This window comes from uncultured Wocania sp., from assembly GCF_964021735.1.
Classification (GTDB): domain Bacteria; phylum Bacteroidota; class Bacteroidia; order Flavobacteriales; family Flavobacteriaceae; genus Wocania_A.
This window is the reverse complement of sequence record NZ_CAXIBN010000093.1, coordinates 1-12,683: the sequence shown is the minus strand read 5'-3', so window position 1 is coordinate 12,683 and position 12,683 is coordinate 1. Positions and strand designations below refer to the sequence as shown.

Here is a 12,683-nt window from a genome sequence, read left to right as displayed (position 1 = left end):
CCGAGCATATAGGCCCTATAGCAAAACTAGATAAAATACAATTTACTAGTGGTTTACCTAAAACAAGATCTGGAAAGATAATGAGACGTATTTTACGTAAAATTGCATGTAATGAAACGAGTAATTTAGGAGATACTTCAACACTGCTTAACCCAGAAGTGGTACAAGAAATAATGGATAACGTGTTGTAATTTATACAATAAGCTATTAAAAAAATGATATGTTAAATATCAAGAACATCATGAATGAGCCTAATGCACCTTTGGGGCTAATCTGAAAATCAAAGCCTCCGTTTTCAACGGAGGTTGTTTACTTTAAGGGCTATAAGTTTTGTTACAAACTATTTTGGTATGGTTAACATACTTAGGCTTCTTACTTAATTTATCGATGAGTTTTTATTTTGATATTTATAATCCTACATTAATTAAATCTTTTTACTATTTTAGACCTGCTATTATAAACAATTAAAACAGAACTAACGCATGAAAAAATTAAGCTATATTGTTTTAGGATTTCTTATAGGAGCTTTTGCAACGTATTATTTCTGTCCAAGAGATTTAGGCGAAGGAGTTGTAGATGTTGAAATTATTAAACCAAGAGGTGTAATCGCACCAGGGCAAGCTAAAAAGCTAAATGATAACTGGACAGAATACAGAGAGGCTGCTGTAGATTCTGCGGCTAAAAAACAAGGAAGAAATAAAGACGATCGTTCTACTTGGTGGTCTTTAAACGATATTGAAAATTACATAGCTTACTCAAAGCATGTAACTGATAGCTTAAAATATGACATGACAGGTATTCGTGTATATTTAGGCGTTTATGGGGATAATGCAGGACAAACTAAAAAGAATTTAACGACTATGTTTTTGGTGCCAACTGTTAAGAAAGGTAAGGCAAACGCTAGTATGAATCCGTTTAACTTTAGTTTTCAAAATAATGGTGATTGTCCAGAATGCCCTCCTTTAAATGAAGGTTCAGGTGGAGGTTCTGGCTATCCAAAATAATTAGTGGAAGAATTTTTATTAAATAATTACAGTTTGTTAACACACTCTGTTGAAGCCATGGCAGCTTTAACGGGTGTGTTTTTGTTTAAACTATACAAAAATACTGAAGTAAAGTATTTTATTTACTTTTTAGTTTATCTAACGATTTGTGATTTTTTTGGACAGTATAAAAATTATGTTGACAATGGGTTTCTTAATTTTTTAAAAAAAACGATTTTCGCAACAAACCATTGGTGGTCAACATCTTATTGGAAAGTTGGAGCTATACTTTTTTTTGCATTTTATTACTCAAAAATATTAAAAACAGTTCAGTTTAAAAATATAATTAAGATAAGCGGTTATGCTTTTTTCTTTTTTTCTGTAATTTATATTGCTCTTAATTGGGGTAAGTTTTTTAATACATTTTTCCCAATCATAAGTATTCTAGGTGCTATTATTATATTTTTATGCTCGGTGTTTTATTTTATTGAAGTCTTACAAAGCGATAAAATATTAACCTTTTATAAGTCTATAAATTTCTATATAAGTTTTGCAATATTTATTTGGTGGTTAATTATTACACCTTTAGTGTTTTATGATATATACCATTCAAATGATGATTGGAATTTTATTTTCTTAAAATGGCAAATCTATCTATTTGCAAATATTTTTATGTACTCAACCTTTACATTTGCTTTAATTTATTGTAAACCTGATTCTAAAAATGAATAACTATTTAAATATATTTTTAACCCAAACTAAGCCTGTTTCTACAGCTTCTGAACGCTATTTGCTAATATATATGATTATGGTATTAATCATTATTACGGCTTTAGTTGTTGTGTTTTTTGTGGTCTTTCAAAGGCGAAAAAACAAGTTGCTTATGGATAAGATTAAGCAGCAACAAGCTTTTGAAGAAGAAATTGCATTGGCTCAAACTGAAAGCCAAGAGCAAACATTAAAAAACATTGGTTGGGAGTTACACGATAATGTAGGACAATTATTGGCTTTTGCAAGTATGCAGTTAAGTATTTTAAAAACTCAAGTTACTGATGATGTAAAGGATAAATTTAAAGAGACTTCCGAAGCTCTTAAAGAAAGCTTGAAAGAAGTTCGTTCACTCTCAAAAACATTAAATAATGAGGTAGTGCTAAACATCGGTTTTGAAGAATCTATTAGTAATGAATTAGATCGTTTAAAAAGGATGAAGTTTGCTTCTGCTCAGCTTAAAATTAAAGGAAATAAAGTTGATTTTAGAAATAGAAAGCACGAAATTATTATTTTTAGAATATTACAAGAATTTTTATCAAACTCGGTTAAGTATTCTGATGCTAAAAACCTCAAAATCATTTTAGAGTATAAACCAAATACTTTAATAATTACTGCATCAGATGACGGAAAAGGCTTTGATATAACTACTATTGAAAAAGGTTCAGGTTTAATAAATATGCAGAGTAGAGCGGCCTTAATTAATGCTGAATTAGATTTGTATTCAAAATCAAACGAGGGTGTAACATTAACTTTAAGCTATCCAATTTAGTAATTACGAAAGCCATTTAAAAAGAATTTTCAATAGTTTTAATTTGCCTCTGTATGGCGCATATCTAAGAGGTGGGTCAAACCAATTTCCTCGTTTTATAATGGCTTTATTATGCGAAAACGTATCGAAACCAAATTTGCCGTGGGAAGCTCCAATACCACTAGATCCAATGCCTCCAAACGGTAAACTAGAGTTGCCGTAATGAATTAAAGTGTCGTTAATTACCCCACCGCCAAAATTAAATTTTTCAATAATATTCTTAATAAAAAATTTATTTTTTGAAAACACATAAAGCGACAACGGTTTTTCAAAATGCCATATTATTGATTCAATATCGCTTTCAGTTTTATAAGAAAGAATAGGTAAAATTGGTCCGAAAATTTCACCTTTCATCACATCGCTGTCTAAATCTGGCTCATCAATAAGCGTTGGCGCTATGTATAATTCTTTTTCATCAAAGTCACCACCGTGTGCAATATTTACATCATTTAGAAGGTTGGTTAATCTTAAAAAGTTTTTATGATTAATTATCCTAGGATAATCCTCAGAATTTTTAACATCACCATAAGCTTTAGTTATTTCATGCTTCAAATTATTTATCAAATCATTTTTTATTGAAGCTTTTACAATTAAGTAGTCTGGAGCAATACAGGTTTGTCCGCCATTAAAGAATTTACCCCAAACCAAACGTTTAGCCGTAAGCTTTAAATTTATGGTGTCATCTATAATACAAGGTGATTTGCCACCTAATTCTAAAGTTACAGGTGTTAAATGTTTTGCTGCAGCTTTAGCCACAATTTTTCCAACAGATACACTTCCAGTAAAAAAAATATAATCCCAATGCTGTTTTAAAAGTTCGGTAGAAACAGGGATACCGCCTTGAATAACTGTGGCCATCTCTTCTGGAAATATGTTTTTCACAATATCTGCTATCAGTTGTGATGTATTTGGTGTGAGCTCACTAGGTTTTAAAACTACGGTGTTACCTGCGGCAATTGCCATTATTAAAGGGTTTATAGCGAGTTGAAACGGGTAATTCCAAGGGCCAATAATAAGTACGGTGCCGTAGGGGGATTTATAAATATAATCTTTGGATGGAAATAATAACAAAGACGATTTTACCCGTTCTGGTTTACTCCATGTTTTAAGATTTTTTATTGCTAAATTAATTTCAGTTATTACTAATCCATTTTCACTTAAAAAAGCTTCAAACGAGGACTTTTTAAAATCTTTATATATAGCACCAAAAATATCTTGCTCACGCGCTATAATTTCTTGTTTTAGTTTTTTAAGCAAATTTATTCTTAAAGAAATGCCTTTAGTTTTTTGTGCTTTAAAAAAGGCTTTTTGAGCAGAAATTATATTAGGAATAGTATTCAATGTCGTTTTTTATAAAGATACTAAATTAAGCTAAGCAAGCCTTCCAAACCGAATCTTTAGGTAGTGGAGCAGTTATATGAATTGTTTTTTTAGAAACAGGATGAATAAATTGAATCTCTCTAGCATGCAGATGGATACCAGCATCTTTATTACTTCTGTCAAATCCGTATTTTAAATCGCCTTTAATGGGGCAGCCCATAGTTGATAACTGACTTCGTATTTGATGATGTCTTCCAGTTTCTAAATTGATTTCTAATAAAAAATAGTTATCGAGTTTCTTTATTGTTTTATAATGAAGAACCGCCTTTTTACTATCGGCTACTTCTTTATTATAAGCATAAGATTTATTATTCTTAGGATTTTTTTTTAGCCAATTAATGAGTGTGTCTTCAGCTTTTTGTGGTTCGTTTTTAACAACAGCCCAATAAGTTTTACTAATATTCTTTGAAACAAATAATTTATTAAGTCGCGGTAAAACTTTGCTTGTTTTTGCAAAAATTACGAGGCCAGAAGTTGGTCTGTCTAATCGATGCACAGTGCCTAAATACACATTTCCTAGCTTATTGTATTTATCTTTTATATAGGCTTTTACGACATCGCTTAATGGCTTGTCTCCAGTTTTGTCTCCTTGAACAATATCACCAACACGTTTGTTGATGATGATGATGTGATTGTCTTCGTAAAGCACATTAAGATTTGATTTATTGGAAAGAATTTTTTCTGACACGAATTCTATAATTTTGTTTGTCTCCCAAAGACGTTAAGACGTAAATTTTTTAAGCGTTTGAGTAAGACTGAATACTGAGACTGTGAGCTTAATACTGCTCATTATCATTAGGGAAATCCTGTGTTTTTACATTATCAACATATTGAGAAATAGCACTAGTCATGTCTTCATATAAATTCATATATCTTCGTAAAAAACGTGGATTGAATTCATGTGTCATTCCCAACATATCATGTAACACTAAAACTTGACCATCAACACCGTTTCCAGCTCCAATTCCAATAATAGGAATGCTAACGCTTTCAGCAACTTGTTTAGCAAGTTTAGCAGGGATTTTTTCAAGCACAATAGCGAAACAGCCTATTTTTTCAAGCATTTTAGCATCTTCAATTAAATCTTCTGCTTCTTGCTCTTCTTTTGCTCTAACCGTATACGTGCCAAACTTATATATAGATTGAGGTGTTAATCCTAAATGTCCCATCACAGGAATTCCAGCATTTAGTATTCGTTTTATAGATTCTTTTATTTCGCGTCCGCCTTCCATTTTTACTGAATGAGCACCACTTTCTTTCATAATTCGAATTGCCGAACGAAGTGCTTCTTTAGGATCGCTTTGGTAACTTCCAAAAGGTAAATCTACAACCACTAAACATCTATCAATAGCTCTAATTACTGACGATGCATGATATATCATTTGGTCTAAAGTAATAGGCAATGTGGTTTCGTGTCCAGCCATTACATTACTGGCCGAATCTCCAACAAGAATAACGTCAATTCCAGCTCCATCAACAATTTTTGCCATAGTATAATCGTAAGCCGTTAGCATTGATATTTTTTCACCATTGGTTTTCATATCAACCAATGTTTTAACGGTAATACGTTTGTATTCTTTTTTTGCTGTAGACATTTTTAGGTTCTTTATATTTGATAGAATGTAAAAATAGTAAAATAAGTATTATACCAAGTGATATTTATCTCGCAAAGGCTGCAAATTGAAAAAGTACATATTGCTGAAGATAGAGCACGATAGAAGAACTGTGAATTTTAGGAACTTGAGTAAGCTTGAAAAACAGAACCTAACAATCTGTTAAATAAACTCCAACGGCTAAACCGCCTTCTGAGGTTTCCTTATATTTAGAATGCATATCTTTTGCTGTTTCCCACATCGTATTTACCACTTTGTCTAATGGTACTTTTACATTTTCAGGATTTGTATCCAATGCTAGTTCTGCTGCATTTATAGCTTTTATAGCACCCATAGCATTGCGTTCTATGCAAGGTATTTGAACCAATCCACCAATAGGATCGCAGGTTAATCCTAGATGATGTTCCATAGCAATTTCTGCGGCTACTAAAACCTGTTCTGGTGTACCACCAAGCAATTCGGTTAATGCACCTGCAGCCATAGCCGACGATACCCCTATCTCTGCTTGACAACCACCCATAGCAGCACTAATGGTCGCTCCTTTTTTAAAAATGCTACCTATTTCGCCAGCAACTAATAAAAAACGTTTTATGTCCTCAAAATTTCCATCATGGTTCTCAATAACTAAATAATACATAAGGACAGCAGGAATAACACCTGCACTTCCGTTTGTTGGTGCGGTAACTACACGACCTAACGATGCGTTAACTTCGTTGACTGCCAAAGCAAAACAACTTACCCATTTTATAATTTGTCTAAATTTAACTTCGGTATCTCTTATGGAGTAAATCCATTCTATAGGATTGCTATATGGCCTTTCGCCTTTTAAATTTTGATGCATATCGTAAGCGCGTCGTCTTACATTTAAACCACCAGGAAGGTTTCCTTCTTTATGGCAACCTATGTACATGCATTCTAGCATAGTGTCCCAAATGCGTTGTAGTTCGCTATCAATATCTTCTTCTGAGCGAATAGATTTTTCATTTTCTAAAACGACTTGAGAAATAGGTAAATTCAAATTTTTACAAAACTGTAAAAGCTCTGTGCCTTTATCAATAGGATATGGAAAAGTACATTTTATTTCAAAGTTTCGTTTATGATTTGTTCGTTCTTCTTTTACAACAAATCCACCGCCAATAGAGTAGAAGGTTGATTTTGATTTCCGTCCGTTAATAATTGCTGTAAATGTCATTCCGTTAGAATGAAAAGGCAAAAATTTTCTATTGAAAACAATATCAGTTTCTGGGCTAAATGCTAAAGGTTTCTCACCATTAAAAAGTAATGTTTTGGTATTTTTAATAGTTGCAACTGTTTTATCAATATCTGCCGTTGGCACAGTTTCAGGATTAGCACCACTTAAACCCAGCATTACAGCATAATCTGTGGCATGACCTTTTCCTGTTAATGATAATGAACCATATAAATCGACAGAAATAGCTTCAACTTTATCAAACTTATTTGCCGTTTTCAGCTCTTTAATCCAACGTTCGGCAGCGCGCCAAGGACCAAGTGTGTGCGAACTTGAAGGGCCAACACCAATCTTTAGCATATCGAAAACAGAAATACATTCCATAATTACTCAATCGTTATAGTTTGACAAATATAAATTGTTTTACAATCAATTATATTTTTTTTGACACGAATTTCATTAATTATCTTGAATGATTTAACCCTGTTATTATTATACTAGTATTCGCAGAGTTTAGGCAAAGACTCACGAAGGTTTTTGTCGTGTTAATATTTCAAATGTAAAGTAGGAACGCAGGGATTGAATGATTTTTTTTGAGTTTCTAGATATAGGAATGGGCGAGTAATGAAATATTTATATTCACGAATATATTAATTTTATATGTAAACCAATGAGTGAAAACCAACTTGATAAGGTTGTGTCCATAACATAAAAAATAACGAAAGAATGTTGACTGGAAATCTGACACTGTGTCAGCATTTTTTAGTTGGCATAAAGATTGACTTATACAAACCGAATTTAAAATGAACATTCAACACAAATAAAAATATTATGAGTAAAATTATTGGAATCGATTTAGGAACAACCAACTCTTGCGTTTCTGTAATGGAAGGTAACGAACCTGTTGTAATCCCAAACGCAGAAGGTAAACGTACTACGCCATCGGTAATCGCTTTTGTTGAAGGAGGTGAAATTAAAGTTGGTGATCCAGCAAAACGTCAAGCAGTTACAAACCCAACAAAAACCGTTTATTCTATTAAACGTTTTATGGGGAATAAATATTCTGAATCTAAAAAAGAAGCAGAACGCGTGCCATATAAAGTGGTTAAAGGTGATAACGATACACCACGTGTAGATATTGATGGTCGTTTATATACGCCACAAGAATTATCGGCTATGATTCTTCAAAAAATGAAGAAAACTGCTGAAGATTATTTAGGAACATCAGTAAGCGAAGCAGTAATTACTGTACCAGCTTATTTTAACGATGCACAACGTCAAGCTACTAAAGAAGCTGGTGAGATTGCAGGTTTAAAAGTTCGTAGAATTATAAACGAACCAACTGCAGCTGCATTAGCTTACGGTATGGACAAAAAAGGAACAGACCAAAAAATAGTGGTTTTTGACTTTGGTGGAGGAACGCATGATGTATCTATCCTAGAATTAGGTGATGGTGTATTTGAAGTACTGTCTACAGATGGAGATACACACTTGGGTGGTGATGATGTTGATGAAAAAATAATCAACTGGTTAGCAGACGAGTTTAAGGCAGAAGAGTCTATGGATTTACGTCAAGACCCAATGTCTTTACAACGTTTAAAAGAAGCTGCTGAAAAAGCTAAGATTGAGTTATCATCTTCAGAGCAAACAGAAATTAACTTGCCATATATTACGGCTACTGCAAGTGGACCAAAGCACTTAGTGCGTACACTAACACGTTCTAAATTTGAGCAATTAATTGACGATTTAGTAAAAAGAACAATTGAGCCTTGTCAAACGGCATTAAAAGCTGCTGGCTTGTCAATTAAAGATATTAATGAAGTTATTTTAGTAGGTGGTTCTACACGTATTCCTGCGGTACAAAAAGCGGTTGAGAAGTTCTTCGGAAAAACACCAAGTAAAGGTGTAAATCCTGATGAAGTTGTTTCTTTAGGTGCTGGAATTCAAGGAGGTGTTTTAACAGGAGATGTTAAAGATGTACTACTTTTAGATGTAACACCTTTATCCCTTGGTATTGAAACTATGGGTAATGTAATGACAAAGCTTATTGAAGCGAATACAACGATTCCTACCAAGAAATCGCAAGTGTTCTCTACAGCAGCAGATAATCAGCCTTCTGTAGAAATTCATGTATTACAAGGTGAAAGAGCGATGGCTGCCGATAATAAAACTATTGGACGTTTTCATTTAGATGGTATTCCACCAGCAAGACGTGGTACACCACAAATTGAAGTAACTTTTGATATTGATGCTAACGGAATTATTCACGTAACAGCAACAGATAAAGCGACTAATAAAACACAAGATATTCGTATTGAAGCATCTTCTGGTTTAACTGAAGAAGAAATTCAAAAAATGAAAGCAGATGCTGAAGCTAATGCTGAAGCAGATAAAAAAGCAGTAGAAAGTGCTCAAAAATTAAATGAAGCAGATTCTATGATTTTCCAAACGGAAAAACAATTAGAAGAGTTTGGTGATAAATTATCTGATGATAAAAAACAACCAATTGTTGAAGCTTTAGAAGAATTGAAAAAAGCATACGAAACTAAAGATTTAGATGTTATTACTCCTGCTTTAGATAAAATAAACGAAGCTTGGAAAGTAGCTTCTGAAGAAATGTACAAAGCGCAAGCTGAAGCACAACAAGGTGCAGGAGAAGCACCAGGACCAGATGCTAGCCAAAACGGACAAGCAGAAGGAAGCGATGTGGAAGACGTAGACTTCGAAGAAGTCAAGTAGCCTGTCCTGAGCGAAGTCGAAGGGTAGACTTTGAAGAAGTTAAATAAAAAGCTAGAAATTATAAAAACGCAATCATTAATTTGATTGCGTTTTTTTTTATATGCGTTTTCTTACTAATATTGCTACTTGTTAAACAAACTTTAAAACATGAGAAAATTAAGCATTCTTTTTATAATGTTGACTGCTATATTTACATCCTGTAATACTGAAAGTGTTGATGTACTTAGTAATTCTGAAGATATAGTTGGAATTTGGAAAGGAATAACTTTAGATTATAATGGAAAAACAGTGACTAATGCTCAAGGTCAAATTATAAATGCTGATTTTATAGGTGAAGCATATGATATGAATTATACGCTTACTTTCAATGAAAACCCAAACATTATAGTTTCTGAAGGGAGTTATAGTATTAAATTAACAACTACAGTTTTAGGGCAAACATCAACTCAAGATTTGGAAAATATTGAATTTTTAGAAGCAGAAACCTGGAGTCAAAATAACAATACACTTACAGTTTCAGGAGGAGGTAAATCTTATGATTATAAAATTGTTAAACTAACAGAAAATGAACTTAAACTATCAGTATCAACAGAAGAAGATTTATCGCAGCAAGGAGTAAGTATTTTAACTACAGTTAATGCAATTATGTCGTTTAGTAAGCAATAATTATATTGTTTTTAGTTTTAAATGATGCCAATTCAGATTAAAAACACTTTATGGTAGTTATGTATTAAGTTGAAAACTAACACTCCTTTTTCAGCAAAAAGAAAGAACCTTATCTAAAATATTTCTGCAGATATTTATATCATATGTTGTTTTATTATGCGTGCATAATATTTGTTATATTTGTTAAAACTAATTTCAAATCATGGCAACTAAACTCACACAACTTTTAAATATTAAGTATCCAATAATACAAGCACCTATGTTTTTAGTATCGAATGTTGCTATGGTAACCGAGGCAATGAAAGGTGGTATTGCAGGATGTATTCCTGCACTTAATTACAGAACACTTGAAGAATTGCGTGTAGCTATTAAGGAATTACATAAAAATAAAGTAGAAGGTGGCTCGTTCGGATTTAATTTAATTGTAAATAAATCCAATCTAAAATATAAAGAGCAATTACGAATTCTTTGTGAAGAAGGTTGTGATTTTATCATAACTTCTTTAGGAAGCCCAGAAGAAACTATAAATCAAGCGCATAAAGTGGGCATCAAAGTGTTTTGCGATGTGGTCGATTTAAAGTTTGCAAAAAAGGTTGAAGACTTAGGTGCCGATGCCGTTATAGCTGTGAACAACAAAGCTGGTGGCCATAGAGGCGGTAAATCGCCAGAAGATTTAATTAAAGAATTGGTTGCAAATTGTAACATTCCAATAATTTCAGCAGGTGGCGTTGGTTGTAAAGCAGATATTGATAAAATGCTGAGTTACGGAGCTGAAGGTGTTTCGGTAGGAAGCCCATTTATAGCATCAATTGAAGCTAGCGTTACAGACGAATATAAACAAGCTTGTGTTGAATATGGTGCTAAAGATATTATTATGACTGAGCGCATTTCAGGCACACCATGTACAGTAATAAATACACCTTATGTTCAAAAAATAGGAACCAAACAAACATGGTTAGAATCAGTTTTAAATAAAAACAAAAAGCTTAAAAAGTGGGTTAAAATGATTCGGTTTTCAATTGGAATGAACGCTACAAAAAATGCAGCAACCAAAGCAACTTATAAAACAGTTTGGGTTGCAGGACCGAGTATTGAGCACACAACAGAAATTTTACCAACTAAAGATATTATTAATCGCTTGATTAATTAGGTTTAAAATTTAAAGATTATTTTGATAAGAGTATAATATTATATACTTAAATTGCTTTTTATGAAGAAAATTCTAACAGCTTTTATCTTACTTTTTATTATTATCATAGGTTTAATCTATTGGTCGGTTTCAAGTACTGACAAGGAATTCGAACGAGGAAAACTCATAAATATTGACAACATCGAGTTGATAAATTTTAAAGATTATGATTCAGTTTTAATAGCAGCCAGTATGCTTTATGAGGGAGAAAATATCAAAGAATTTATACAAGGAGAACAATATAGAGAAGCTTGGTCAACACCAATAAAAGCACCTGTTGTTTTTCTTGACACACTTTTTGGGGGTATGACTATAATAAAAGAAGGAGGAGGTAAACAAACACACTCATTAAAGCTTAAGTCTCCTAATGGTATCATGTATACTTTACGAAGTGTTAATAAGGATCCAAAGCCTCTAATTCCAGAATTTCTAAGAGTATTGGGCCTTGAAAACATTGTTGTTGATGGTATCTCTGCTCAGCATCCTTATGGTGCTATACTAGCTGCAAAACTTGCGGAATCTTCTATGGTTATTCATACTAATCCCAAATTAGTCTTTATTCCAAAACAAAAGCTATTAGGAGAATTTAATGCTAAATACGGAAACCGCTTATTTTTATTAGAATACGAATCTGATAGCGAAAAAAACTGGACATCTCTTGAGAATATCATTAAGATTATTGATACTAAGGACTTGCAGAAGCTTAAATTTGGTAACCCTAAAAATGTAATGATAAATAAGAAAGCATTGGTGCGTTCTCGATTATTTGACCTTTTAATTGGTGATTGGGATAGACATACAAAACAATGGGGATGGGCTATTCAAAAGAATGAAGGTCAATATTTAGCATTTCCAATAGCAGCAGATCGAGACAATGCATTTTTTAATATAGAGGGTGTTATTCCATCTTTAATAGCAAATGAAAACATAGAACCCATGCTACGACCATTTGAAAAGGATATAGATTTTTTACCAGGTCTTGTTTATCCTTTTGATAGGTATTTTTTACTTCAAACGCCTGAGACTATCTTTATTGAGGAAGCAAAATACTTGCAGAGCAAATTAACCAATCAGGTTATTGATAATTCTTTACATGTTTGGGATAAAGCAATTTCTAATCTTGATGGAAAGGAAATTACAGAGAAAATAAAAAGCCGTAGAGATAACTTAGTTTATTATGCCGTAGAATTTAAAAAAGTAATAGATGAGCGTGGAGAACTTAACGAGGCCTTAAAAGGGTCTGAGGATATACAAATTTCAGATTCACTAATGCGGTGTTTCGAATGCCAATAAAATAAAAGAGACGTATGTTACCTAAAAATAGTATTAATCACTTAGTTAATTA

The 12,683-nt window shown here is 32.6% G+C and carries 12 protein-coding genes; 8 read left to right on the top strand and 4 right to left on the bottom strand.

All coding sequences use genetic code 11. From position 1 onward, the window contains the following. The 4 genes from AADI82_RS09585 to AADI82_RS09570 form a co-directional block, all read left to right on the top strand. Window positions 1-191: hypothetical protein (locus AADI82_RS09585; RefSeq protein WP_341216227.1), on the top strand; the 191-nt coding region annotated here is incomplete at its 5' end. Window positions 192-482: 291 nt separating this feature from the next. Beyond that, entirely contained in the window at window positions 483-1,004 is a 522-nt protein-coding gene (locus AADI82_RS09580) for a hypothetical protein (protein ID WP_341216226.1), read from the top strand. A gap of 3 nt (window positions 1,005-1,007) precedes the next feature. Beyond that, on the top strand, window positions 1,008-1,715 hold the full coding sequence (locus AADI82_RS09575) for a hypothetical protein (RefSeq protein ID WP_341216225.1): 708 nt from the start codon (window positions 1,008-1,010) through the stop codon (window positions 1,713-1,715). Next, entirely contained in the window at window positions 1,708-2,523 is an 816-nt protein-coding gene (locus AADI82_RS09570) for a histidine kinase (protein WP_341216224.1), read from the top strand. The genes AADI82_RS09575 and AADI82_RS09570 overlap by 8 nt, the downstream gene beginning before the upstream one ends. 3 nt (window positions 2,524-2,526) lie before the next feature. Here AADI82_RS09570 and AADI82_RS09565 read toward each other — a convergent pair whose 3' ends face one another. The 4 genes from AADI82_RS09565 to AADI82_RS09550 form a co-directional block, all read right to left on the bottom strand. Further along, complete coding sequence (locus tag AADI82_RS09565; RefSeq protein WP_341216223.1) at window positions 2,527-3,903, bottom strand: aldehyde dehydrogenase; 1,377 nt, start codon at window positions 3,901-3,903, stop codon at window positions 2,527-2,529. Between the two features lie 25 nt (window positions 3,904-3,928). After that, the gene (locus AADI82_RS09560) at window positions 3,929-4,630 is read right to left on the bottom strand and encodes an RluA family pseudouridine synthase (RefSeq protein WP_341216222.1); all 702 of its coding nucleotides are present in this window, start codon (window positions 4,628-4,630) and stop codon (window positions 3,929-3,931) included. A gap of 88 nt (window positions 4,631-4,718) precedes the next feature. Further along, on the bottom strand, window positions 4,719-5,537 hold the full coding sequence (gene panB, locus AADI82_RS09555; protein ID WP_341216221.1) for a 3-methyl-2-oxobutanoate hydroxymethyltransferase: 819 nt from the start codon (window positions 5,535-5,537) through the stop codon (window positions 4,719-4,721). Window positions 5,538-5,706: 169 nt separating this feature from the next. Next, window positions 5,707-7,128, bottom strand: coding sequence for an L-serine ammonia-lyase (locus tag AADI82_RS09550; protein ID WP_341216220.1), 1,422 nt, complete (start codon window positions 7,126-7,128; stop codon window positions 5,707-5,709). Between the two features lie 447 nt (window positions 7,129-7,575). Here AADI82_RS09550 and dnaK point away from each other — a divergent pair, with 447 nt between their 5' ends. The 4 genes from dnaK to AADI82_RS09530 all read left to right on the top strand — a co-directional run bounded on the left by dnaK (window position 7,576) and on the right by AADI82_RS09530 (window position 12,631). Next, window positions 7,576-9,483: a molecular chaperone DnaK gene (gene dnaK / locus AADI82_RS09545; protein WP_341216219.1), complete on the top strand. Its 1,908-nt coding sequence runs from the start codon at window positions 7,576-7,578 to the stop codon at window positions 9,481-9,483. A gap of 147 nt (window positions 9,484-9,630) precedes the next feature. Then, on the top strand, window positions 9,631-10,149 hold the full coding sequence (locus AADI82_RS09540) for a lipocalin family protein (RefSeq protein WP_341216218.1): 519 nt from the start codon (window positions 9,631-9,633) through the stop codon (window positions 10,147-10,149). 202 nt (window positions 10,150-10,351) lie between these two features. Continuing rightward, window positions 10,352-11,299 carry a nitronate monooxygenase gene (locus tag AADI82_RS09535; RefSeq protein WP_341216217.1) on the top strand — a complete coding sequence of 316 codons (948 nt, stop codon included), beginning with the start codon at window positions 10,352-10,354 and terminating at the stop codon, window positions 11,297-11,299. Window positions 11,300-11,359: 60 nt separating this feature from the next. Beyond that, complete coding sequence (locus AADI82_RS09530; protein ID WP_341216216.1) at window positions 11,360-12,631, top strand: hypothetical protein; 1,272 nt, start codon at window positions 11,360-11,362, stop codon at window positions 12,629-12,631. Window positions 12,632-12,683: the final 52 nt, after the last annotated feature.